General features: G+C 35.1%; 23 protein-coding genes. 3 read left to right on the forward strand and 20 right to left on the reverse strand.

Going from position 1 to position 24,725, the window contains the following annotated elements; all coding sequences use genetic code 11:
- Window positions 1-78 precede the first annotated feature (78 nt).
- The 5 genes from F7984_RS10500 to F7984_RS10520 form a co-directional block, all read right to left on the reverse strand.
- Entirely contained in the window at window positions 79-780 is a 702-nt protein-coding gene (locus F7984_RS10500; RefSeq protein WP_225983577.1) for an NAD(P)-dependent oxidoreductase, read from the reverse strand.
- A 465-nt stretch (window positions 781-1,245) separates the two neighbouring features.
- Window positions 1,246-1,566 (reverse strand): PTS sugar transporter subunit IIA, encoded by a 321-nt coding sequence (locus F7984_RS10505; protein ID WP_066103365.1) that lies wholly within the window; start codon window positions 1,564-1,566, stop codon window positions 1,246-1,248.
- Window positions 1,567-1,608: 42 nt separating this feature from the next.
- Window positions 1,609-1,926 carry a PTS sugar transporter subunit IIB gene (locus tag F7984_RS10510; RefSeq protein WP_302621338.1) on the reverse strand — a complete coding sequence of 106 codons (318 nt, stop codon included), beginning with the start codon at window positions 1,924-1,926 and terminating at the stop codon, window positions 1,609-1,611.
- 163 nt (window positions 1,927-2,089) lie between these two features.
- Complete coding sequence (locus F7984_RS10515; RefSeq protein ID WP_140461547.1) at window positions 2,090-2,989, reverse strand: DUF7916 family protein; 900 nt, start codon at window positions 2,987-2,989, stop codon at window positions 2,090-2,092.
- A gap of 230 nt (window positions 2,990-3,219) precedes the next feature.
- A complete protein-coding gene (locus F7984_RS10520; RefSeq protein WP_140461678.1) occupies window positions 3,220-4,479 on the reverse strand; it encodes a PTS sugar transporter subunit IIC in 1,260 nt (419 codons plus the stop codon).
- Between the two features lie 398 nt (window positions 4,480-4,877).
- Here F7984_RS10520 and F7984_RS10525 point away from each other — a divergent pair, with 398 nt between their 5' ends.
- Window positions 4,878-6,080: an ROK family transcriptional regulator gene (locus F7984_RS10525; RefSeq protein ID WP_066103355.1), complete on the forward strand. Its 1,203-nt coding sequence runs from the start codon at window positions 4,878-4,880 to the stop codon at window positions 6,078-6,080.
- 471 nt (window positions 6,081-6,551) lie between these two features.
- Here the strand turns inward: F7984_RS10525 and F7984_RS10530 are convergent, their stop codons facing one another.
- Both F7984_RS10530 and F7984_RS10535 read right to left on the reverse strand, forming a co-directional pair.
- Window positions 6,552-7,109 carry a hypothetical protein gene (locus F7984_RS10530; RefSeq protein WP_140461548.1) on the reverse strand — a complete coding sequence of 186 codons (558 nt, stop codon included), beginning with the start codon at window positions 7,107-7,109 and terminating at the stop codon, window positions 6,552-6,554.
- Between the two features lie 46 nt (window positions 7,110-7,155).
- Window positions 7,156-7,479 (reverse strand): hypothetical protein, encoded by a 324-nt coding sequence (locus F7984_RS10535; protein WP_140461549.1) that lies wholly within the window; start codon window positions 7,477-7,479, stop codon window positions 7,156-7,158.
- Window positions 7,480-7,652: 173 nt separating this feature from the next.
- On the opposite strand from F7984_RS10535, the gene F7984_RS19090 reads away from it, so the two are divergent.
- Complete coding sequence (locus F7984_RS19090) at window positions 7,653-8,078, forward strand: hypothetical protein (RefSeq protein WP_181162007.1); 426 nt, start codon at window positions 7,653-7,655, stop codon at window positions 8,076-8,078.
- Window positions 8,079-8,393: 315 nt separating this feature from the next.
- On the opposite strand, the gene F7984_RS10545 is transcribed toward F7984_RS19090, so the two are convergent.
- The 12 genes from F7984_RS10545 to F7984_RS10600 form a co-directional block, all read right to left on the reverse strand.
- The gene (locus tag F7984_RS10545; protein ID WP_140461550.1) at window positions 8,394-9,824 is read right to left on the reverse strand and encodes a glycoside hydrolase family 1 protein; all 1,431 of its coding nucleotides are present in this window, start codon (window positions 9,822-9,824) and stop codon (window positions 8,394-8,396) included.
- Window positions 9,825-9,904: 80 nt separating this feature from the next.
- Entirely contained in the window at window positions 9,905-10,816 is a 912-nt protein-coding gene (locus tag F7984_RS10550; RefSeq protein WP_140461551.1) for an ROK family protein, read from the reverse strand.
- 144 nt (window positions 10,817-10,960) lie between these two features.
- Window positions 10,961-11,965 carry a LacI family DNA-binding transcriptional regulator gene (locus tag F7984_RS10555; RefSeq protein ID WP_066106946.1) on the reverse strand — a complete coding sequence of 335 codons (1,005 nt, stop codon included), beginning with the start codon at window positions 11,963-11,965 and terminating at the stop codon, window positions 10,961-10,963.
- Window positions 11,966-12,055: 90 nt separating this feature from the next.
- On the reverse strand, window positions 12,056-12,898 hold the full coding sequence (locus tag F7984_RS10560) for a carbohydrate ABC transporter permease (protein WP_066106949.1): 843 nt from the start codon (window positions 12,896-12,898) through the stop codon (window positions 12,056-12,058).
- Entirely contained in the window at window positions 12,895-13,854 is a 960-nt protein-coding gene (locus tag F7984_RS10565) for a carbohydrate ABC transporter permease (RefSeq protein ID WP_066106952.1), read from the reverse strand. Before F7984_RS10565 ends, F7984_RS10560 begins: the two co-directional genes overlap by 4 nt.
- Before the next feature lie 86 nt (window positions 13,855-13,940).
- Window positions 13,941-15,233, reverse strand: coding sequence for an ABC transporter substrate-binding protein (locus F7984_RS10570; RefSeq protein WP_140461552.1), 1,293 nt, complete (start codon window positions 15,231-15,233; stop codon window positions 13,941-13,943).
- Window positions 15,234-15,912: 679 nt separating this feature from the next.
- The gene (locus tag F7984_RS10575) at window positions 15,913-16,332 is read right to left on the reverse strand and encodes a hypothetical protein (protein WP_066106959.1); all 420 of its coding nucleotides are present in this window, start codon (window positions 16,330-16,332) and stop codon (window positions 15,913-15,915) included.
- A gap of 17 nt (window positions 16,333-16,349) precedes the next feature.
- Window positions 16,350-17,186: a carbohydrate ABC transporter permease gene (locus F7984_RS10580; RefSeq protein WP_066106962.1), complete on the reverse strand. Its 837-nt coding sequence runs from the start codon at window positions 17,184-17,186 to the stop codon at window positions 16,350-16,352.
- Window positions 17,187-17,198: 12 nt separating this feature from the next.
- Complete coding sequence (locus F7984_RS10585) at window positions 17,199-18,131, reverse strand: carbohydrate ABC transporter permease (protein WP_077248134.1); 933 nt, start codon at window positions 18,129-18,131, stop codon at window positions 17,199-17,201.
- A gap of 115 nt (window positions 18,132-18,246) precedes the next feature.
- Entirely contained in the window at window positions 18,247-19,506 is a 1,260-nt protein-coding gene (locus F7984_RS10590) for an extracellular solute-binding protein (protein WP_066106965.1), read from the reverse strand.
- Between the two features lie 198 nt (window positions 19,507-19,704).
- Window positions 19,705-21,462 (reverse strand): glycoside hydrolase family 2 protein, encoded by a 1,758-nt coding sequence (locus tag F7984_RS10595; RefSeq protein ID WP_066106968.1) that lies wholly within the window; start codon window positions 21,460-21,462, stop codon window positions 19,705-19,707.
- 228 nt (window positions 21,463-21,690) lie between these two features.
- A complete protein-coding gene (locus F7984_RS10600; RefSeq protein ID WP_066106971.1) occupies window positions 21,691-22,779 on the reverse strand; it encodes a GntR family transcriptional regulator in 1,089 nt (362 codons plus the stop codon).
- Between the two features lie 508 nt (window positions 22,780-23,287).
- On the opposite strand from F7984_RS10600, the gene F7984_RS10605 reads away from it, so the two are divergent.
- Window positions 23,288-23,992: a type 1 glutamine amidotransferase domain-containing protein gene (locus F7984_RS10605; protein ID WP_066106974.1), complete on the forward strand. Its 705-nt coding sequence runs from the start codon at window positions 23,288-23,290 to the stop codon at window positions 23,990-23,992.
- Window positions 23,993-24,050: 58 nt separating this feature from the next.
- Here F7984_RS10605 and trhA read toward each other — a convergent pair whose 3' ends face one another.
- Window positions 24,051-24,695, reverse strand: a complete 645-nt coding sequence (trhA, locus tag F7984_RS10610) for a PAQR family membrane homeostasis protein TrhA (protein WP_066106977.1) — start codon at window positions 24,693-24,695, stop codon at window positions 24,051-24,053.
- Between the last annotated feature and the right edge of the window lie 30 nt (window positions 24,696-24,725).

The following is a 24,725-nucleotide window of genomic DNA, read 5'->3' on the forward strand; positions in this document are numbered from 1 at the left end:
ATAATATACACAGTACTGAGTAGTTTAAGATTAACACCCTGACCCTCTCAGTTTGTTAAAACGAACGTGTTTTGGAACTCAAGTAGAGATGCCGATTGACGTATGTTCATAACGGCTATCCTTTAATGCTTTTAAGATAAAATGTGCGACGTCAGCACGCGGTATTGATCTTGATTTCTCTGGTACACTTGTTGCAGATTCTCTATACTTTCCTGTAAAGGGATGATTCGTTAGCCCCATCGGTCGAACAATGGTGTAGTTCAATCCATGTGATTGAATATATTCAACTGCAGCCCGATGATCAATTAGAGGATTCTTAAGCATTCTCATGACCAATTTACCACTTAGCCCTGTTAATTCTTTATGGACTCCCGCAGATGCAGTGTAGATAATCCGCTCTACATGTTGCTCCTTCATACCAGTAACAATATTTTTTATCATCTCTTGAAGCTCGGTTGATTTTTTCATCCCTTGATTCGAGCCTAAGCAAGATATAACAGCATCATGACCTGCAATCGCTTCTGTTACTTCCGCTAGATTAAAAGCATTTCCTTGTATAATCTTTAAATTTTCATGGGAAAAGTCTAGCTTGGCCGGAGTACGTACAAACGCCGTCACCTCAAAACCAGCCTCAACTCCTTGACGCACAACAGATTGACCTACACCACCTGTTGCACCAAACACGATAATTTTCATAACAATCCACCACCCTTTCTTATTATCATCCCAACATTCCCAGAATGCCCACTGCACATTTCTTGGACCAATATTTTTATCCATTCCTGAGTCATTCTAAGGAAAACTATGGATTGTTCTCTGTATTAAACATACCTACTTACACTTGATTGACTATTTAATATAATCATATAATTATCTGTTGGTTTTATCAATTTTCACTACTTATAAAAACAATTCTTTATCAGTGACGTTCATTATAGTAGAATAGCTCAAAATGACTAGCGTAAAATCGTATGCTAGGGTATTCAATTGGGGATTCTTTCCACATTTAGTGCTCCTTTAATCTACTACGATAATAATCGGACTAGAACATCCAGTTCCAGCCTATTTCCGCACTACTCTAGTGTCCATATCTGGGAACGATGTGATTTAGAAGAAATCTTTTATACAAACTGGGTTTAAAAAAACCGTAACTAAATATAAGCCGAAATACACATAGCCCTTTTTGTGGCTATGTGTATTTCAGCTATTTTAAATGTATGCAAATTTGTAAGCAGTCCACATCTTCTATGCTGTACGCTTATATAGTTCAATCATTTCTGTAACTAGAATTGTAATCGTATCAACACTCATTATCTGGTCTTCCGCATGCATAAATATAAGCGAGAACTCAAGCTTTTCTCCATTTGCCTCTCTTTGAATTAAAGAGGCGTGCGTTTTATGACCTTCTACAAAGAAATGTTTTGATTCAGCTAACTTTTCTTCTGCTAATTCATATTTTCCTTCTTTCGCCGCATAAAGCGCTTCCATTACTAAGCTTTTAGCCGCACCTACGTTACTAATAATCTTAAACGCCACAGTATAGTAATCATTTGCTTCTAATGACATAGTATCCCCCCTTCTCGCCTTCCATTAACAGCTATCCTTTTATCACTTGTTTTCAATTATTTGCAGTGCTTGATCAAGGACCTTTTCACCATTCATCATACCGTAATATTGCATATTAATTGCTGCTACAGGAATGTTTTTCCCGACCAGTTTTGATTCAATTTGATTTTGCATATATTTCACTTGAGGTCCTAATAACAATACATCTACATTTTTCTGTTCGAGAGTAAATTCCATTTCTTGTGCTGATTGGGCAAAAATATCAGCTTGGATTCCACGCACTTCTGCTGCCTTTTGCATTTTTGTCACTAATAAACTTGTACTCATTCCTGCTGCACATACTAACATAATAGTTTTCACTGTTAGTTCCTCCTTTGATTTCATTCTTTAGTTTAAAGATGTCAGTTAATAAGGATATATAAATATCTGTTCACGCAAATTTCTTCCAATGAAAATAATGAACTATAGCAGGCAAGGCATTGGGCTTATGCCTCTATTGTCTAGTAAACTAAGTATATGAGCCTTACCTATTGATAGAACGAGCAACCATAGAGACTGTATGCCGAATACCACGAATAGCTTTACTCATCGCAAATATATTTTCTACAGGAGCAAGACCGGCGTACCCCGCGTCACCGATATGTTGAATATCCACCCCACAAATTTTATTCCGGATAGCAATTTGTTTAACCGTGTCTTCATCAGAACTTTCTTGGCTTGTACCAATAGCAGATAAAACAAGGGCACCATGTTGATGGGCACTTTTTACAATCTTCTTTAGTTCTTCATCATCAAAGCCTGGAACAGTCCCCACTGCAGGAACTAAAATAATATCTGCACCTGAATCAATATAACCTTTCACCACTTCTGCATCTGCAACTGGCTCATCCACTCCTGCTCCATGCATTTTTCCTGCGATAATTAATCCCGAAAAATGTTCTTTAGCAAGCTGTATCGTTTTTTGGATCTGCTCATTTGTTACACCCGTGCCAGGATTTCCTGTAAAACATACAAAATCAAGTCCTAATTTTTCAATTTCCTGTATGGTTTCTAGATTAGCTTGACGACCTTTTGAAATGATTAATCTTTCTTCTGCCATATTCGCTGAATTGTCCACTGGCTCTAGATTAACACCAATAGGACGGCCGACCAATCGGTGAAGTGCCTCTACGAATGAACCTTCTTCGTTTTCTAATCCTGCAATATGTGGCGAAAGCACATCAACACCATTCAAGAGAATTAAGTCTGCTCCAAACGAGCGGGCAATTTCTGCATTTGTAATATCTTCAATATAAGGTTCACGAACCGCAACATTTTCAGACATAATAACGCGTCCTTCGCATGCTTTAATACTTTGCTTCAACTCTTCTGCAGTCATTTCCAATATTTCTGATGCATTTGCACTGATTAATCGTTTTTTCATTTTTAAAGTCCCCTTCATTGCTTTTTTGAACTAATCCACTAATCCTGATCATTCATACTTTTACACTTCAATCTCTTCATTAATAGTGGTAGCCCAGAGTATGTTTTCATTCTTAATTAATCAAGAATCATTATTTGCATTGGAACTATCATTTGATCCCTATATTTTTTAGTTTCATTGAGAACAAATCAAAAGATAAATTAGTAGTTCAGTAACTTTATATAGTCAAACTATTCTTGCGATTTGAAACGCTTTTCAACAGCTAAAACGAATGGCAAGTAAAGTAAGATATCCAGTATTATTAAAACAATCTGCAAAATCGCCCCGCTTATATCACCTGTAACTAAAAATCCACTGAATATTGGAGGCATTGTCCAGGAGGCTGCTGCTCTAGTTAACGGTACTAAACCCGAGGCCATTGCTAAATACGTGACCACTACATTTATCATTGGAGCAAGAATAAATGGAATGAACAACATTACATTCAATACTACTGGTATACCAAACATAGTCGGTTCATTAATATTAAATAAACCTGGTACAACGGTAATCGGTGCCAATGCTTTTGTTTGTTTGCTCGTTTTCTTTTTACGTGCTAAATATCCGAGAACTAAAACTAAACCAATCGTAGCTCCGCCCCCGCCAATATAGACGAAGTTATCCATAAAGGGTAGTGTAATAATATTTTGTAATTCTTGACCAGCTTGATAAGCCACACGATTTTCATCTAAGTTGGCAATCCATACAGGCTGCATAACTGAGTTAACTACATTACCTCCATGGATACCAACAAACCAAAATAAACTATTGAGACCTACCACGATGATTGTACCAAAAACGTTATTTCCCAATAACCCTAATGGTTTACCTAAGATGACTTGCGCAATGTCATGTACATTTGGTAAATCAAACGTACTTAGAATAGAATAAATAATTAACCACATCGTTATAATTACTGCACCCGGAATAATGGCACTGAAGCTTCTGGCTACAGCTGGCGGAACGCTTTCCGGAAGTTTAATCTGAATATTACGATTAATGAACCATTGATATATATAGCCATTAAGCAAACCCATAATTATAGCAATAAATAAACCTTTCGCTCCCATATAAGCAATTGGCATTCCAGCTCCAGCATCAGAAGAAATAAATGGAGTTGCAATAATAAATGCAGACAATGAGATAATGCCTGAACCGATTCCGTCTACATTAAACTGCCTTGTTAAACTATAAGCAATCCCAAAACTGGCTATTAAACCAATTAACCCAAAACTACTGTCAGTGCCTTTCCATAAAAATTCTGCGATTCCCATCTTACCCAACCATGCTTCCCACCCTGGCACCGGGAAACTAGCTATAATCATAAAAAGTGAGCCAATAATAATTAACGGCATTGCAAACGTAATACCATCTCGTATAGCAATCAGAAATTTATTACTACCTAATTTTCCAGCAATGGGCATCATTTTATTTTCCAACAGTTCATTCATTCTGCTCACTTTTTAATTCCTCCTCAAGTTTCATATCTTAATGAATTACATTGATAGAATGCTTTTAATCTTATAAGTAATCCTTGTATCGTTCTTAGCCTCCTTTGAAAATCAAAATATCTTCCTTTATTTATAAATTATTATCAAAGACTATAAAAATACCTTATTTTTATCATTTAAATAATAATAAAATATAATTAACTATCTTAACACTAATTAATGAAAGCGCTTTTGTCAATCAAGAAATTTCAATTTATTGATAGTATTAGTATTTTTTTACTTCACACATTTACCTTTCCATATATAAAGGAAGAAAAAGTTTTTTGAAAATTGATTTTAAATAGTAAATTAATTATAATTTATAATTAATTAAGATAAGAATAAGAACGGAGATTATCATGACACTCACAACTAAACAAAGAGAACTGCGTACTAAAATTTTAGATAAAATTTATGTCCATGGTCCTATCTCACGAATAGAGATTTCAAATCATACAGGTATTACCCCTGCTACAGTTAGTGAGATAACTGGATCTTTACTTAAAGAAAACCTAATTTATGAATTAGGAGAAGACTCTTCTGAAAATAATAAATCGGGACGGAAACGGATTCTTTTAGATATTGCCGCACATCACAGTTTTTATATTGGATGTGAATTATCTGAAAAATATTTTTCGTTTTGCCTAAGTGATAATATCGGAAAAATCTATGCTGAGAAGGTAATTAAGTTTAATGCAGGAAATAAAAATGATGCTTTAACAGAAGCTCATTTTATAGAGGAGTTAAATCATTTTATTCATTGTCATCACAGCTATCAGCCAAAGGCCGTCGGAATTGCATTGCCTGGACATTTTAATGATAAAAGTAAGACCATTTACAGCAACAATACACACTGGAAAAACTTTAATCTAGGACTTCTACTGGAAAATGTAGAATTACCAATCTACTTTAAAAATAATGTTCATTGTATGGCCAACGCGGAGAGACTATTCAGCAAGAATCATATAGATGATAATTTCATTTTCTTTCATGTCAGTAGAGGGATGTTCTGTTCTTATATTTATGAGGGACATACTTATGGAGAAAACAAATTTTTGGTAGGCGAAATAGGTCATACGATTGTTCACCCAGACGGAGAACTATGTGAGTGTGGAAAAAGGGGCTGCTTGCAGACATACGCTAGTGAGGCTTGGATTATAAAAAAATCCCGCATACTTTATGAGAGTTCGAATACAACTTTTTTGGGGCAATTAACCCCAGATAAACATAGCATCACAATTGAAACCATTTTAAGTGCTTATAAAATGGGGGATGAAGGAGTCACCAACATCCTTAATAACGCCATTAAATACCTGTCTATTACAATCAATAATTTACCGATGTTGATTGATACAAATAAAATCATTTTACACGGAGAGCTATTTAACGAACCCGTATTAAACAATCTGCTTAGCCATTATTTAAATCAAAATAACATTCTACTTCCCCTCAGCCATACTTGGGACATTGCATTTAAACAATATTCCGATATAAATGGCGCTCTTGGAGCATGCAGTTTCGCTATCTCCAACTTTTTGTTAAAGGGTAAAATAAAAAGCTAGTAAGAAAAGATTAGAAGTAGCTCATACTTAATTAAAGAGGCTGGGACATAACTAAATTTATTATGTCTAAAGCCGAATGATGTATTGGATTTTTATTAATCTAAATAGAAAAAGCCGAACTATTATAAATAATGCTAACACTGCATTTAATAATAGTTCGGCTTTTTTAGTTACTGGAAACCTTTTGTCCCAGCCTCTTTTAATAAATGTATAGGAGTATTTTTTAAAATAAAAATGACTTACCTTTTTGGCAAGTCACTCCCCTGTTGATACCCTGATAACCAATCTGAGATGATACTTTAATTGCTCTTCTAAATAATTGAATTCGTCATAAATTCGTTATATGAGGGATTTTAAGAGAAAGACTTGGTCTATTCTTCTCTAAATGAGATAAACATAACAAACATTTGTGGGTGTCTGATAAAAATTACAATATGCGGTAACGAACTCTTCACAAATTATTATACAATCTTAATCAGCAATTGATCCACCACTTTTTTCTATACTTGAATTACCATTAATACTGATGATTTTTATAGACAGTAATGTATTTCTTTCTTTTGCAATAATCGACTCATGTTTAATATTATTCGGCAAATTATGGTTAGATTGAGGATTGTTGTTATTTGAATATTCTATTGAACTCAAAGGATTATTTTGTTCTTGTATTAAATCTACATCCTCTGTTTTCTCGCCTTTAATATCTAAAGGTGGATTGGGTACAATGACTCTTTCACTTTCTAATGGTGATTCATCATAAGATTTATTTGATTTGTGTGTCACATTCACATCTTGAATTCCTTTGTTTTTTTCCATTTTAGGACATAACCTAGGAAACGATGCTAATGTTCCGAATCCATATATACAATGAATACAAAGTATCATTTGCATACCAAAACAATCGTAACCTCTTACAGATCCATTCCGACTATTAACATGTGTTATTTTCAGTATTATTTTTTTTCCGTTTTTAAAGTAAAGGACATAAATGTGTCCAGGTTTAATTGAATTAATTAATTGTTTATTCATCCCCCTCCTCCTTTTTAGAACATTATGTCTGCTTAGGACCGTAAAATTAATCAGCTTCACTATTTATGGATTTAATTAAATCCTTAAATGACTTACGATTTTCATCTAATAAGGCATCTAATCTAATGAACAATGAATCGATATCTATCTTATCATCGTTCTTTCCAATAAAATATTGATAAAATAAGATCATCGCATAGGCAATCCCAGTATTATCAATATATACAATACCATTTCCACTTTGTTTAACACTTGCATTCCCATTTTCATTTTTTAATTCTGCGGAAAAATTATTTTCTATTTGCTCAAAATATTGTTTAACCTGTTCTTCCACCATATCTTTTATTAACTTTTCTTGGCCTTCATCCACGGAAATCACCTCACTTTATATTTGTATGAAAGTATTATCTTATTGTATAGGCTAAAGATACAGGACCTAAAAAAACCTAAGAAACTTAACGTTTCCTAGGTTTTCCAGCAATACTGTTACTTATTTAGCAAAAGGTTTATAATACAACCATTGGCTAAATTATTTTCTAGCCCTTGAATTACCACTATTTTGAACAAACGCGTTACCATTTTTCACATCAAAATGGAATTTTTGTTCAGTTCGTTGATTTTGTTCTTGGTCTTGGTCTTGGTCTTGGTCTTGGTCTTGGTCTTGATCTTGGTCTTGATCTTGATCTTGGTCTTGATCTTGGTCTTGATCTTGATCTTGATCTTGGTCTTGGTCTTGGTCTTGATCTTGGTCTTGGTCTTGATCTTGGTCTTGATCTTGATCTTGGTCTTGGTCTTGGTCTTGGTCTTGATCTTGGTCTTGGTCTTGGTCTTGGTCTTGATCTTGATCTTGATCTTGGTCTTGATCTTGGTCTGTTTCTTGATCTGTTTCTTGATCTTGATCTTGATCTTGATCGTTTTCTTGATTGCTTAATTGTTGCTGTTGTTGCTTTTGTAGTTGAGCTTGTATAAATGCAAGTAAATCCTCAATTCTTATTGAACTCATTGATATTTCCTCCTTTCTTGTTGGTATAAAATATTGTATGTAGACAAGCATTATTTGCATGGTCAAGTAGACTGAGTTAAATCCATCATTTTCGATGAAAGCTATTATAAATGCTTTTTTGCCCTTAAAAATATACTTTGTGCCTTTCGTCGACCCTATTTACCTTCAATTCATATACTTACTTTTTCAAAGAAATGTATACAGAAGTTTTTTAATCGCAATAGAAACAAAACTCTTAATTGATTGCATAAAAAAGAAAGCGAAGTATTCCTCCGCTTTCTCTAAATTCCATTCGATTCAATGACTTGCTTGTACCAATAGAAGCTATCCTTTTTGATACGGCGTAAGTCATGCGTGCCTTCTTCGTGCTGATTAACATAGACGAACCCGTAGCGTTTTTGGAAACCATTCAACCAACTTAGTAAATCTGTGAAAGACCAGACACAATAGCCAATCACTTCGGAACCATCAGAAATGGCGTCTTGAATTGCTTTCACATGAGCCTGAAGGTACTCGATCCGGTAATCATCATGGATTTGGTCATGTTCCTCTACCTTATCAAATGCACCGAGTCCATTTTCACTTATCAATATCGGCAAATCATATCGGTTTGTGATTCGGCGCAGCGCAGTTCTCAGCCCTTGCGGATCAATATTCCAATCCCAATTCGTCCGTTCAAGGTTTGGATTCTTCGTAGTTTTGTATAGTCCTGGAATTCCAGAATCCTTTGATGTCCCTTTGATCCCGGTTGTATTCATTTCACCGGCACCCACTCCGCCTTCTAAAGGATTGACTTCAAAGGTCGAGCTTTGGTAATAGTTTAAGCCCATAAAGTCTGGCTTACCTTCTCTTAATAAAACAAAGCCCTCCTCTTCCACTTCAGGAGCAAGACCTTCTTCAACCAAGTAGTTCCATGCTGCCTTCGGGTATTTTCCCCAAGTATATATATCCATCCACCAATGGCTATTCAACTCCTCTGCATTCTCAGCAGCCAAAATATCTTCCGGCTTTGAAGATGCCGGGTAAGCTGGACCATAGGCAAAGCTCGGACCAATCTTTCCATCCGGGACATATTGACGGAATGCTTTGATGACACTGGCATTGGCCAGGTTTGCGTGATGATTCACTTGGTAGAATAACTTTGTATCCTTTACGCCCGGTGGATGTGAACCTTGATCATATCCATGGCGAGTAAAAATATTTTGTTCATTTAAGCTGACCCAGTACTTCACACGATCTCCAAAGCGTTTAAAACATTCCACACTATAATTCGTAAAATCCTCAATGATTCTTCTGGACTCCCATCCGCCATATTCGTCCTGAAGTGCTTGTGGTAAATCCCAATGGTACAAGGTTAAGATAGGCTCAATTTGATATTTTCGCAGCTCATTAATCAAATCATCATAAAAGGCGAGTCCCTGCTCGTTGATTTCACCTCTTCCATTTGGAAAAATACGCGGCCATGATACAGAAAAACGGTACGCCTTTAAACCCATTTCTGCCATTAAACGGACATCCTCCTTATAACGATGATAATGGTCTACTGCGACATCTCCCGTCGTCCCTTTATATGTCTTACCCGGGATACGTACAAATTGGTCCCAATTACTAACCCCTTTTCCGTCTATATCCCATGCACCTTCAATTTGATAGGCAGCAGAAGCAGCTCCCCATAAAAAGTCTGTCGGAAACGGTTTTAATGTTTTATACATATCGCTTTAGTCTCCCTTCCGTCTGAATGTTGTCTTTTCCTTTTATAACATAGTCACTTAGACATTCTCCCAATCTAGCTTTAAACCAAAATGGAGTCCTTCTGCCGCTGTAAAAAATGATACAAAGCACCAATTAGATTCGAATCATTTCCAAACTGACATTTTTCAACTTTGACCGTTAATCCATCTGTTTCATATTTCATTTCGTTTAATGTTTCATTAATCTTGTCGATAAATCCTTCGCGATTACTGATTGCACCGCCAATCAAAATCTTATCCGGATCCAGAATAAATTGTAGATTATATATGCCAACAGCAAGCCGACGCATAAACTTATCAATATCTTCCTGTACCTCTGTGTCACCCTGTTCAGCAAGCTCAAAGATCATCTTACCGGTAAAAGTATCGGGGTCTCTCTCTTTTCGTTTAGCAACCTGCTTGATCAAGCCTCCTACGGCTGCCAACGTGCTATAGGTTTCTGCTGGTTGTGTTCCCAAATAGCCCTCCATCTTCATATATCCGAATTCTCCAGCAAACCCATTTCTCCCATGCCGAACTTTTTTATCGAGTACGACGGCACCGCCTATACCGGTGCCAATCACTATACAAAGATAATCCTGTACATCCTTTGCTGCACCAATCCAGCCCTCCGCCAAACCAGCACAATTAGCGTCATTCTCCAATTCTACCGGTAAATTTGTCCGTTCCTGAAGGAGTTCTTTTATATTAGGGCCATGGATATAAGGGAGTGCTGTGATCCCCTCTATGATCCCGGTTTCAATATTTACCGCACCAGGCATACTCACCGCCAGACCTTTTATCACATATTTATTTTTAAAATCCTTCACGATCATATCAATTGTATTTATAAATTCGGTAAGACTCTCTTTAGGAGTTGGAAGTGAGGATTTTTCAATAAAACATCCCGTTTCATCCATAAGTGCATATTTAATGGCAGAGCCACCAACATCAAGTACCGCATAGTAATTCACTATATAACCTCCAGCAACCCAATTTTTCATACAATTATCATATCCAATATATCTGTGTTTCTTATGGGTTATAAAATAGCTTCATACATCGAAAACATCAGAATTTATCAGCTTCTGTGAACCTCGAAGTCTATGAAACTTTGATTAACAGGATTCTCGGATAATTAATTCGGAATCAATAAATACCGGTTTTAATTGGGATCTATCATTAATTAAATCGTCGAGCATATAGGCGGATAATTTACCGAACTTTTCCTTATCCTGTTTCACCGTTGTTAATTTTGGAGAACTATAACGGCAGGCTGCAATATCATCACAGCCAATTAACCGGATATCATCTGGACAGCTTAAGCCTGCTTCTTTAATAGCTTGCAAAGCTCCGAGGGCCATCATATCTGATGTCGCAAAAATTGCTTCTGGCAGCGTTTTAGAGCACAGGATTTTCTTCATTGCCGCATACCCGCTTTCCTCATGAAAATCACCGTATTGAATCCAGTCCTCACAAATTTCGAGTCCAAATTGATTCAGTGCTTCCAGGAAACCTTTTTTGCGAAAGATCGAAACAGGAGAATCAAATATACCGCCAATAAAACCAATCTTTTTAATAGCATGAAGATACAGATATTCCACCACTTTTCTCGACAAGCCCAAATTATCAGTCATAATATAGCTAGCCTTTGGCCCTTTTAATTCAATATCGATTCCGATACAGGGCAGGCCGGCTAAAGCCAAAGCGTAGGTAGATTCCTCCACCTCTTCACCAGCAATAATTAAACAGCCATCCACATTAAAATGCCGGCATCTTGCTAAATAACTTCCATTATCCGACTGAAAATGTTCGTTTGAAAACATTAAAATATCGTAACCCAGTAAACCTATATTCTTTTTAAATGAAGAGATAACCTCATTAAAATAAGGATGGGTCATATCAACATTAATTCTTCCGGCATAAATTAACCCAATTAGATTTGACTTTTTCGTTGCCAATGATCTGGCAGAAAAGTTTGGCTCGTAACCACTTTGGTTAATAATATCCATCACTTTTTTTTTCGTTTTTTCACTTATTCCCTCATAATTATTGATTACTTTTGAAACTGTACCTTGAGATACATTGGCCATTTGTGCAATATCTTTAATCGTTAAATTCATGTTAATCCCTTCTAAATGCGAGTAGTTTGGTTACCCATTTTTAGGTTAATAGGAGTTTCAATAGTTAAGCATAAAATTTGGAAGGAATGTTTATTTAACTGAGCCTTCAGTAATACTCGAAATAAACAACCTGTTGAAAAATAAAAATACTAGTAATAACGGTACTGTTGCCCAAAATACACCTGACATAATCATTCCAAAATCCACATTATGTGTATTGCTTAATTGAGCCAATGCTACCTGAATCGTATAATTTTCCGGATCTCTTAACACGGTAAACTGCCATAGGAACTCACCCCATACTGCCGTAAAGACAATAATACCCAACGTTGCAAATGCAGGGAGAGTAATCGGCACGATGATACTGCGATAAATTCTAAAGTTCGAACAGCCATCTAACTTTGCTGCTTCGATAAGTTCATCAGGAACCGATTTACTAATATATTGCCTCATGAGAAAGATACCCAAAGGATTTAAAAAGAACAGCACCATTACCCCTGGTAATGTATCAAGCATGCCCGCCTTTGATATAAGGAAATATTGAGGGATTAAACCCAATTGCGGCGGAATAATCATCGTTAGCAAAATCGCGATAAATAGTACATTTTTTCCCCGGAATGTAAACTTAGCAAAGGCAAAACCGGCCAATGAACTAATGAATAGAACAACGATTGTTACAATGGCACAAATGACAAATGAGTTCCACATCGAACCGAAGAAATCAATTTGATTTAATACCTTTTTAAAATTTTCAACTAACATATTCCCCGGTGTAAGGGTGGGAGGAATCGAGTTAAAGGCCGAGCTTGGACTAGTCGCCATTACAAACATCCAATAAAACGGGAACAAGGATAATAAGGAGGAGATGCCCAATAAGGTATAAACTAATAGTTTGCTTATGGAAAATTTCCTCACTTTTTTATTTTTATTCATTTCCCACCCCTCCTTTTTCTTCCAACTCCAGAAGTTAAGTATACATTGATTGCTGCAATCACTGAGATTAATACCAGCAAAATAATAGCTGTTGCAGAAGCAGTACCAAAGGATTGCAATCTGAAAGCATCACGATACAGGTACATAACGATCGTCATAGCCTCATCTCTTGTAAAGGCGCCTGTTCCCATAAATATAGTAGGCTCGGAAAACAGCTGCAAAGCTCCAACGGTAGAAGTAAAGACAGTCAGTATAATAAATGGTTTTAACATAGGAATGGTTATGTAACGAAATTGTTGGGTTTTATTTGCCCCATCAATCGTGGCAGCTTCATACAAATCATTGGGAATACTCTGAATCCCTGCTAGGTAAATGATTGTATTATAGCCAACCCATCGCCAAAAGACCATAATGGATATCGCAATTTTCGTTCCCCATTCTGAACTTGCCCAGCTTACTGGATCAAGACCTGCTAAACTAAGAACATAATTGGCTAAGGAGGATTCATGATTACTAAACAGCACACTGAAAATCAAGGCTACCGCAACCATTGATGTAATATAAGGCATAAAAATAGTGACTCTGAAGAAGTTTTTAAATCTTAGGAAGGCTAGATTTAACAGATAAGCAAAAATGATTCCAAACACAATTTGCGGAGCCGTGCCCATAATGCCCATAACAATCGTATTATAAACAGCCTTCCAAAATAGAGGGTCTGTTAAAACAACCTTAAAATTATCCAACCCCACTGAGACCATGGGACTGAGACCGTTCCACTTTTGAAATGCTAAATAAATACTGAAAATCATAGGATATAAACCAATAATCGCAAAAATGATAAAGAAAGGAGCAATGTATAAATAAGCGGAATACATATCTTTTTTTGCCTCAGATCTAGCTCGCTTCTTTTTAACTTTGATTTCGTTCATACTAGGATTCGCTTTCACTGGATCCATTTTCACACCTCTTTTCTTATCAAAGATGGGAGCGACGTATCCATGAAAGTCACGCCGATTCCCACCTTATTAGTAATCTATTGAAATTACCGGTTTAGTAAGCCCTTGGAGCGTTTAACAGCGGCTTTCCATTCTTTTTCAGGATCCGTTCCTTTATTTTGAACGTTCTTTAAGCCATTCAATACTTCTGAATAGATTGGGAAGTATTTTTCTCCTTTATAAACAGCCCCACTGATATCCTGTGCTGCTTTTGCAAATACAGGTGCTGTTGCTTGACCGCCAAAGAAAGCATCTTCGTTTGTTTTGAAAGCATCCATTTCATATACAGCTTGTGCGGAAGGGAAAAGTCCCTTGTCTTGGAAGGATTTTAGTTGATTGTCTGGAGAAACTAACCATGAAGTAAATTTATATGCTTCTTTCGCATTTTTCGTTTCGCTTGGTATGGAGATGAATGAGCCACCCCAGTTTGCCGCAAATTCAGATGGCAATGTCGCAACTCTCCATTTACCGGAAGCTTCTTGCGCATTCCCTTCCATCCAGCCTTTTAACCATCCAGCCCCTAATTCAGCAGCAAATTCACCTTTATTTACAGCATTTGCCCACTCCGGAGACCACATTTCAAATTTACCAACAATACCCATTTCATTCAATTTCACAGCATAATCATAAGCTTCTTTAACAGCGTTACCGTCCTCTTCGATCAATAACTCCCCTTTAGAATTAAGGAATGTTGTTTCTGCACCATCCAAGTAAGCTCTGAATGCCATTTCGATACTATCTATAAATACCTTGCCTGTTTTTTCCTTCACCTTCACACCAGCTTCTTCAAAAGCTTTTGGTGAATTAATCAGTGTGGCTACTTCCTCAGGATCTGTTGGAAGACCTGCAGCTTCAAATAAATCTGCACGATAGTATAAGGCTTTCGGTCCAATATCTGTTGGCAGACCAATCAGGAAATCCCCACTATCATTCTCCCCTGTTTTCCATTTCCAATCTAAGTACTGATCTTGAATATCTTTTGCACCAAGATCATACAAGTTTTCAAAGCGATCCTGTGCTGCTTTAAAACGGTCTAATTGGTCAATTTCCAACATCGTGATATCAGGCGCTCCGCTTCCAGCAGATAAAGCGGTGAATAAAGCATCATGATGATCTGCTGTTTCTGCTGCTCTTACTTTAATGGTAACGTTAGGATTTTCCTTCTCATATTCCTTCGCAAGATCCTCATAATTCGTAGCTCCGAATGTCCAGAAATCCAGGGTAACTTTTTCCCCACTTTTACCACCGTTTGAAGAAGTCTTTTCATCATTACATGCTGCCAACGACAGCGCCAGGACCGTTGATAATCCGATTGCAGCCAATTTTTTTAAGCTTTTCAATTGTAAAACCCCCTATAATAATTTGGTCAGACCATCATCCATGGATGATGCATAAAGGTAAATTTTGATTCTGTGCTACCCAGCCCCCTTTACCATATTAATCTTTAAAAAAATGATAATAGCACCACCGTTTAGAAACCGGTTTCCAAAAAGATTAAAATCATGTCATTATCAGAGAACAGAAACCGCTTTCATTAGTGATTATAAATCGATTTTTCTGAAAAATCAACCATTTATTGGGAATATCGCCCAATATTTTGGAAATCGCTTTCGTAATTAATTCTATTAAATAACTTACCAAAGACCCTTTAGGGAGTGGTCTTAACATTTCTCTATATAGGTACCTGTTCTTCCCATTCTGGGTATTCATAAACTGAAACACAATCACCCTTACATCTAATTGTATGCCTCAAAAATAACATAGATGTAAACAGGTTATTTCACAAAAAAAAAAAAACGACTTACCGCACGGGCAAGCCATTAAAGAATTAATATCTAGATGACAGTCTTATCATTAAAATTTTTATGCTATCAGATTAGATACTTTTTAATACGGTTACCAATCAATTAACTAAATGGGATTTGATCACCTTTTGAAATTACAATTTAGAAGTTATGCCCATTCTAAAGAACTAGGACCCTAACTATCCTAACTGAGAGAATCAACTTATTAGATAAATTATTGTTTTTGAAATTGATTGTTTACGATCTTTGATATCGATTTGTTTTTGGCTAATGCTAAAATTCCTGCCGATAAAAACATTAAGGACCCTAACAGATCCATTACTAGATAGGAGGTAACCCCTATTAAGATAAACCAGATAGGCTTTTTAACTTCTAGTTGATTGTCCTTTAATAATTTTGCCATAACAAAATTTACAATCCCTAATATAACAAATAGCATTCCGAAGCTAACCGAGAACATATATAAACTACCAAAAATAGATTGTGCCGCTTCAAGTTTTGCTAGAGTATTATAATCAGAATTTAATCCTTCATTTTTTATATATGAAGCATAAACAAAAATAGTAAGGAGACCTGAAACGATCTGCCATATAGAACCGACCATGACTAATCTTCTCTCTAGCTTTCGATTCACCATTAAACCTCCTTCTATTATCCTTTAACTCCAGATGACAAGGACATTGATTCCATAAAGTATTTTTGTGTAAATAAATAAAGGATAAATGTTGGAATAATGGCAACAAGTGCTCCCGTTAGAGCATGCGCCACATCGAGTTGATACATCCCTTGTAGTAATTGTAATCCCGGGGTGATTGGCATCATTTCAACATCATTAAACACAATGGATGGCCATAAAAAGTCATTCCAGGAGGCAGTAAATGTAAATAACGCTACAACTGTTAATACCGGTTTTATTAGTGGTAAAATCAGCTTAAAAAATATTTGGAAATCGGAAGCTCCATCTACTCTCGCAGATTCATCAAAATCAATAGGAATTCCTTGCATAAACTGTCTTACAAGGAAGATATTAAATACTCCTGCTGCCCCCGGTACAATCGCAGCTAAATAATTATTTACCCAACCTAGTGTGTCCATAATTTTATAAAGCGGAATAAGGTTTACAACAGCTGGAAACATCATCGTTGCCATTAAAAAGATAAAAATGGTATCTCTTCCCTTGAATTTCATTCTTGAGTATCCATATGCAGCTAATGAAACAATTACAAGTACTAATACTGTTTGTGATAGCGATATTATCATTGAGTTCATAAACCATTTTGCAACTGGTGCACTCGTGTTATTAAAAAGTACATCCTGGTAATTACCAATAACCCAATTAATCGGTAGGATTGTAAAAGCATTTGTTTGAATATCTGCCTCACTTTTGAAAGACGTAATGAATGTGTACAAGACAGGGACAATCCATATAAAAGCCATTATCAGTAAAAAGATTAAACCAACAATTTTTGAAATACCTTTTTTACCCAAAACAAGAACCTCCTAATCACGTTGTCTTAAAAAGAAGAATTGAATGGCAGAAACAACCATAATACATAAACCGAGAATTACAGCCATTGCCGCTCCGATACCAGCAATAGAAATTCCAGAACCAAATGCATTTTCTTGTATGTACATTAATAATACGGAAGTTGAGCTAGTTGGCCCACCTTTCGTTAACATAAGTGGTTGTCCATATACATTAAATTGTGCGATTGTTGTAATAACAACTGTATATAATATTTGAGATCTTATACTTGGTAGAGTGATTCTAAAAAAGCTTTGAAACTTATTTGCTCCATCTATTGAGGCTGCCTCATATAAATCTTTTGAAATACCGTTTAAAGCAGCCTGATAAATAATCATATTTGCACCGATTGTCCACCAGACCGTTACAGTAACTAATGCAATCCAGGCATATGGCTGGGTCGCTAACCAGTTTGTTTCAACATTTAGAAAATGATTAACTGGGCCAAAAGAAACACTGAAAAGCATTGAAAAAATAATCATTACGGCAGAAACAGAAAACAAAGTCGGCATGTAAAACAATGCCTGAAAAAATTTCATCCCCTTTGGTTTTGTGTTAAGACCTGCAGCTAAAAGCAAAGGAACAATAATACAAGCAGGAACTGTAAAAAGCACAAACTTGAATGTGTTTCCTAATCCAGTACGTAGTTGATCGTAAAATGTTGAATCTTGATTAAATAATATTTCTTGATAATTAGCAAATCCAACAAATTCCGGCTTTCCGATTAGATCCCAGCTCGTAAATGAAATATAAATACCATATAAAGTGGGAATAAGAAAAAATATCGCAAATATTATTAGATGTGGCCCAATGTATAGAAACGGAGAAAAATTAAAATGTTTTTGTTTCGAATGTTTTTCTATACCTGCTGACATTTTTAATTCTTTATTCACTCCAGGATTGTTCATATATTTAACCCCTATTCTTTAGATATCGAATAGAGAGAGAAATCCTTATATATGGATAAGGATTTCTCTCTAATTGTGAAAGATCGATTTTTATTGTCAATTAATTCCATTATTATTATTTTTTATTAGTTGAAATTTTATCCTCAACTGCTTTTTGAGCATTTTTCAACCCTTTATCGATATCTAATTTCCCATAAATCGCATCGCCAACCAATTTATCGACTTCTTCGACTACAAAACCATTGTACTTATAATCAAAGATTTTAAGAGATTGCTGCATTTCTTGGTTCTCAATTAAGAAAGCCTGAGGCAATTCTTTATATTCAGGATTTTCTAAGGTTTCTAAAGCTGCAGGATTTTGTCCTGCTTTAGCCCATGGAAGTGAATTTTCTCTCACAAAATCTAGGAAATCAACTATCCCCTTTGCCTTTTCGTCTGAACGTTCTTTGCTGTTAAACATGACGAATTGGTGAGAAGACGTCCAGTTTACAATTTTATCAGATGAAAGCTGAGGGAAGTTTGTTAAACCCCAGTTTAATTTCTTAGCATCTTTTATACTATTTTGCATCCAGATACCTTCTGGATAAAAAATAGCTTTACCAGATTTGAATAACTGGCCTGGATCTTCTCCATCCTTGTTAGCAATTTTATCGTCTACAAGACTTTTTAATAATTGTAATGCTTCTTTAGCTTCTGGAGTATCAATAGTAGGAGCTTCACCATCACTAGTTATGTCTCCCCCGAATTGATTGTAAATGGATAAAAAGATCGGACGTGTCCAAGTGATTCCAATGCCAGTAATTTTGTCTTTTTTAGACAATTCTCCTGCTTTTTTCACTTCATCAAAAGTTATAACATTATCATCAAGTGCATTAGGTGCATATTTTTCCAGCAAATCTTTATTATAATACATTACAAAACTATGCACATCTAATGGCACACTATATCTACTATTATTAAGGTTACCAATGTCCCAACCTGCTGTTACATAGTTTTCTGCTTTAATTTCAGGATGATCAGTCAATACATCATCAAACTTTGTTAACATATCATTATCTACAAATTGTTTAATTCTCTCAGCATGAACTACGGTTAAATCAGGAATACCTTTTCCAGAGTTTACTACCGTTGGAATCTTGGTATACATATCATTTTCTACCATTGATACATTCTTAATTTTGAACTTAGGGTTTGTCTTATTATAATCATTCACAATTTGCTTCATATTCTCACCATCTGGCCCTGTGAATGGATTCCAAAAGACAATTTCATTTTTAGATGAACCTTCTGAACCTGAACTAGATGAACTACAACCTGTCAATGCCGTCATAACTAGAAAAAGAATAGACAATGTTAATAGCGATATTTTTCTCATTAGTTTCCCCCCTAATTTTTTCAGAAGATAAAACATGCTCCTAATACTTAAAAGCGAACGAATCAATACCTCCCATCAATTAAATAATGTTTAATGAATAGTTAGTACACATTTTAAATTTCACTATTTTTATCCCTTTAACTGACTTCCTATAAGTTTTCATCAAGGGCGTTGTACATACAGTTATCAATTTGAGTCTTATTTATTGTTTATTGTCTTGATTTTGTTTAAATCTACTTTTGGTTCCCGATTTTCCTTTAGTAAACCGTTCACCTCTTGCTGCACATCGGTAATTTGCGTATAGCAAAAACCACTAATATATGGAGTGTTTTTAATAGCTTGAGTAATAGATTCATAACGATGTAGTAATTCTTCTTCACTATTCACTTGCTTACCATAGCCCCAGCCTTTTTCAGAATCAAAGGCAATACCACCATATTCACTAATAATGATTGGCTGCCCCTTATATTCATATCCTTTTGCCATTGCAAACTTAGAATTATTAAATGCTATCTTGTTATTCACAACTTTTTCTTTGTCTTTATATCGTCCAATAAATTCCTCACCATATTCCACATAATCATGAAGAGTCAGAATATCTGAAACTGTATGCTCCCAACCATCATTTACAATAACAGGTCTCATGCTATCAATCGCTTTTGTAAGATGATAGATACCTTCTGTAAAATTTTGCTGTTTTGCATCTGTAAAAACATTCTTTATACCCCATGATTCATTAAACGGAGTCCAAGTAATAATGGACGGGTGATTATAGTGCTGCTTAACAACTTCAATCCATTCATCTGTAAAATTCTGAATTGCCCCATCAGAAAACTCATAGGTTGCAGCCATTTCAGACCAGACTAGCAGTCCTTTTTTATCAGCCCAGTATAGGAATCGCTGATCTTCGACTTTCATATGCTTTCTAACTCCGTTAAAGCCCATTTCTAATGTTCGGTCAATATCTTCAATGATTGCTTCATCTGAAGGTGGTGTTAAATATGACTCTTCCCAATAACCTTGATCTAATATAAGTTTTTGATAAATTGGTGTATTATTTAACAATACATTCCCATTCTCTATAGACACTTTTCTCATCCCAAAATATGATTTTACATAATCTATTACTTTCTCGTTCTCAAGCAATGTAAATTCAACATCATATAAATTAGGAGATTGTGGACTCCAATGCATTATTCTCCATTTATGAGACTCACAAGCAATATTCATGGTAGTCATAAAATGTGGTCGATATACGCTTTCTTCAAAACGCTTTATTAGCTGACCTTCAAAATAAATGGATGTTCTTAATACTAAGGACTGATCAAGGTCACCTGAAACTTCAAACCCGAATTCAACTGATTCTGTATCTATATCAGGAGTTATTTTGACTGACTGGAGATGCGCTTCATTTAAAAACTCAAGCCATACCGTTTGCCAAATTCCAGTTGTTTGGACATACCAACAATCAAAATTATTATCTAACCACCTTTGTTTTCCTCTTGGTTGAAAGCAGCTTTGACTGTCTTCATTTTTAACCACAATGTTTAATTCATTTTCCTCACTTAAATAATCAGAAACATTAAATGAAAATGCAATTTGTCCACCCTTATTTTCACCAACAAATATTTCATTAACCCATAGCTTTGTTACATAATCTGCTGCTTGGAAATGAAGGATTATGTTTTTATTTTCATATTCTTTAGGTATTATGATTGTTTTTTGATACCAAACATTCGGACAAAATTTTTCCTCTCCAATACCACTGGCTTTTGTTTCATATGTAAAAGGGACGATTATTTTTTTATCAAACTTTGATTCTTTGTACCATTCTTCCTTTTCTCCGATATTCTCTCTATCAAATTTGAAATTCCATTCTCCATTTAAATTCATCCAATCCGCTCTTTCAAACTGAGGACGCGGATATTCAGTTCTTGGTATGTATATTTCTGTCATTTGAATAACTCCTTTATATTTTATCTAAATATTTCAAAAAATGTAAGTGCTTACATTTATATTTTAAATTAAGCTCAATAACATTAATATACTAAATTTAGTATAAAATATACTTTTCTTAAGATAAGTAGACTAAAGCAGAAAAGAACCAACCTACGTCTATAAAGATTACATAGTTTGCTTTCTATTAATTAAACAACATATCATTATTAATCAACCAATACTTGTTTATTTTAATAGAGTATCTAACAGTGCTACATTTTCACATGAATTAAATTGCACAGGAACATAAATCCTTTTTGGATTGTAAGTACCCTTAACTTGTTCTAAAAGAAGGTCAACTGCTTTTTTACTACATTTATCAATATCTTGCTTTATAAATGGAACTCCAGCTATACCAGATGGATCAAAGGTCAACAATACAATTTCTCGACCTAATTCCTTCTTCAAAGAACAGATTGCTAAATGAGTATAAAGAGCTAATTCTGCATTCATTGTAAAAACAGCTGAAATTTCTGGCTTACTTAATAAAAAAATCTTAATTAAGTTTGGGGTTATATTCGGTTGAATATCATTGAATCCTAATAAAAGCCATTGGTTCTTATCAATTTTAATCCCTTTAATTAGAAAAGCGTTTTCAAATCCCTTTGATCTCTCATTAGTTACAGTATTGGTAATGAACGGAGATATGAGCCCAATATTCTTGTGCCCTTCATTTAATAAGTAGGAAATAGCTTCGAACGTACCGACTTCATTTTCGGAGGTTACACTATAAGTTAAAATATTTTCCATATATCTATCAATTAATACAAAAGGATATTTATCCAATGACAGTTTAAGGACAGCCTCATTATATGTTTCTTTTTCTGTAGGAAAGATAATCATCCCGCTTACTTCCATCTCTCTAAACATTTCAATAGCATCCGCTTCAACATATTGGGACTCTCTTGTAATTTTTATAATAAGTTTATAACCATTTTCTGTAACATACCTCTCAATAAAATTAACAAACTCTTGTTCAATCTTCGTTTTCATATTTGGTAGAATAAGTGCGATTAATCCCTTTTGTTTATTCAGTTGATTAATAGAAGAGGTTAAATAACTTTCACAAACAAACGTACCTTTTCCTTTGATTCTTTCTACTATTCCTTCTTCAGCAAGTCCAACAAGCGCATTTTTAGTTGTAATCTGGCTAACATGATATTCTTTCGTCAACTCTTTTTCAGAGGAAACACGATCACCTACCCGGAGCTTACCTGTTTGTATTTGAGCTTTAATTTTATTTTTTATTTGTTGATACAGAGGCTCATTTTTAATCGTAACTCACCCTTTATTCTTTATATACTGATATACTAAGCATACTAACCATTAGTATATTTTACCACCTTTTAGTGGATTATATTAATTCATATATAAAAGATAATCTCAATAGTACATTTGTTTACAGTGTATAAATTAAAAATACAAAAAGAAACAAACTGCGAATAATATCAACAAATATCAATAAGCATAATAAATAAGGATTCTATTATAATTAAGTCTATAAAAGTTCATAAATATATTTTTATCTGCATCTTGATTTTCATAATAAAAACACATTTACCAATGGTATGGTTTACACAATTAAACTTAAACTCTCCTTAAATCCATATCCACTAACTCCAATTTTCAATAAAAATAATAGATTGAAATATCTAATCTATCCTCTCAAATAAAAGTGGTAAAAAACTTCATCGTCCCCTTCCTTTATTTCACAACACCATAATAATAGGTCAATAGAGTCAATTTATGTTAAAATTACACTTTACAGATAGGAGGATTTTTAATGGCGAAAAAGAAAGTATTGGCTGTTGTGACGAGCCATGAATATATGAAAAATAAAAAAGACAAAACGGGTTTATGGTTAAGCGAACTTGTACATTTTTATGATTGTTTAAAATTGGCAGGATATGAGGTTGATATAGTTTCCACAAAAGGAGGAAAAGTACCACTTGATCCGAAAAGCCTTCTCCCTGTCTTGCTGGATAACAGGACAAAGGAATACTATCTGGATCCGTATTTTATTAGTAGATTGGATAAAACCACTTCTATCGATGAAATAACATCTGACGAGTATGGCTGCATCTATTTTGCCGGCGGACATGGAACGATGTGGGACTTCCCTAACCAGTCCAGCATTCAAAAGTTAACCGCTGAAATATATGAAAAAGGCGGTGTCGTTTCGGCTGTTTGCCACGGACCTGCTGCTTTATTAAATGTTGTATTATCAGATGGGACTCATCTCTTGGAAGGAAAAACAGTAACCGGTTATACAAATATGGAAGAAACGATCATGTTTGCATCACATAAAATACCATTCAAGCTTCAAAATGAGTTAACCGCTAAAGCTGGAAAATTCACAAAATCAACCGTTCCTTTCACATCACATGTGGTGGAAAATGAGCGAGTGATTACAGGACAAAATCCACAAAGCGCGCGAGCAGTTGGTGAGAAAACGTTACATTTCTTACAAAATCAAAAAAGATATTAAAAAATGTCGATTCAAACTCCAAACCTTTGTTGGAGTATTGAATCGACATTTTTTTAATTTACATAGGTAATACATACAAAAAGATAGATAAAAAGTGCAGAATAGAAGCAACCAAGACCATCAGATGCCAAATCGCATGGTGATATGGAAACCCTCTCCATACATAAAAGATGCTTCCTACCGTGTATAATAATCCGCCATACACAAGCATCATTAATCCAGTTGGAGGAACTGCCATTTTTAACGGCTCCCATGCTACAACAATTAACCAGCCCATGATGATATAGATTATTGTAGAGAGAATGACAAATTTCCTTAGGAAAATGGCTTTAAAAACAATTCCGGCTATTGCCAACGTCCAGATAATCGCCAATAATGCATATCCTGTTTTCCCTCCAATTGCAATGATTGCATACGGTGTATACGTTCCTGCAATAAATAAATAGATGGAGGTATGATCAAAGAATTCCATAATCACTTTGACTTTGCCCTCAGGAAATGCATGAGTCAGAGTCGAGAATGTAAAAAGCATCAACATCGATATTCCATAGACCAAAACAACTGATAGCCTATCGCCAGCTCCATTCGTTATAGAAAAAACAATCATTAAGATTAGGGCCGCAAAGGATAAAGCTGCTCCTATCCCATGCGTAATCGCATTGACGACTTCTTCTTTCTTGGTGTAAGTATAGACTCGATTCATCAAGAGACTCCTTTCCATGTTTTTATTTGT

The organism is Pradoshia sp. D12, from assembly GCF_008935075.1.
Classification (GTDB): domain Bacteria; phylum Bacillota; class Bacilli; order Bacillales; family Pradoshiaceae; genus Pradoshia.

Coding starts and splice junctions, on each gene's coding strand:
- F7984_RS10500 (WP_225983577.1), bottom strand. CDS start 780: ATGGATAAAAATATTGGTCCAAGAAATGTGCAGTGGGCATTCTGGGAA.
- F7984_RS10505 (WP_066103365.1), bottom strand. CDS start 1,566: ATGTCATTAGAAGCAAATGATTACTATACTGTGGCGTTTAAGATTATT.
- F7984_RS10515 (WP_140461547.1), bottom strand. CDS start 2,989: ATGAAAAAACGATTAATCAGTGCAAATGCATCAGAAATATTGGAAATG.
- F7984_RS10520 (WP_140461678.1), bottom strand. CDS start 4,479: ATGAATGAACTGTTGGAAAATAAAATGATGCCCATTGCTGGAAAATTA.
- F7984_RS10525 (WP_066103355.1), top strand. CDS start 4,878: ATGACACTCACAACTAAACAAAGAGAACTGCGTACTAAAATTTTAGAT.
- F7984_RS10530 (WP_140461548.1), bottom strand. CDS start 7,109: ATGAATAAACAATTAATTAATTCAATTAAACCTGGACACATTTATGTC.
- F7984_RS10545 (WP_140461550.1), bottom strand. CDS start 9,824: ATGTATAAAACATTAAAACCGTTTCCGACAGACTTTTTATGGGGAGCT.
- F7984_RS10555 (WP_066106946.1), bottom strand. CDS start 11,965: ATGAATTTAACGATTAAAGATATTGCACAAATGGCCAATGTATCTCAA.
- F7984_RS10560 (WP_066106949.1), bottom strand. CDS start 12,898: ATGAATAAAAATAAAAAAGTGAGGAAATTTTCCATAAGCAAACTATTA.
- F7984_RS10565 (WP_066106952.1), bottom strand. CDS start 13,854: ATGGATCCAGTGAAAGCGAATCCTAGTATGAACGAAATCAAAGTTAAA.
- F7984_RS10585 (WP_077248134.1), bottom strand. CDS start 18,131: ATGAACAATCCTGGAGTGAATAAAGAATTAAAAATGTCAGCAGGTATA.
- F7984_RS10590 (WP_066106965.1), bottom strand. CDS start 19,506: ATGAGAAAAATATCGCTATTAACATTGTCTATTCTTTTTCTAGTTATG.
- F7984_RS10595 (WP_066106968.1), bottom strand. CDS start 21,462: ATGACAGAAATATACATACCAAGAACTGAATATCCGCGTCCTCAGTTT.
- F7984_RS10605 (WP_066106974.1), top strand. CDS start 23,288: ATGGCGAAAAAGAAAGTATTGGCTGTTGTGACGAGCCATGAATATATG.
- trhA (WP_066106977.1), bottom strand. CDS start 24,695: ATGAATCGAGTCTATACTTACACCAAGAAAGAAGAAGTCGTCAATGCG.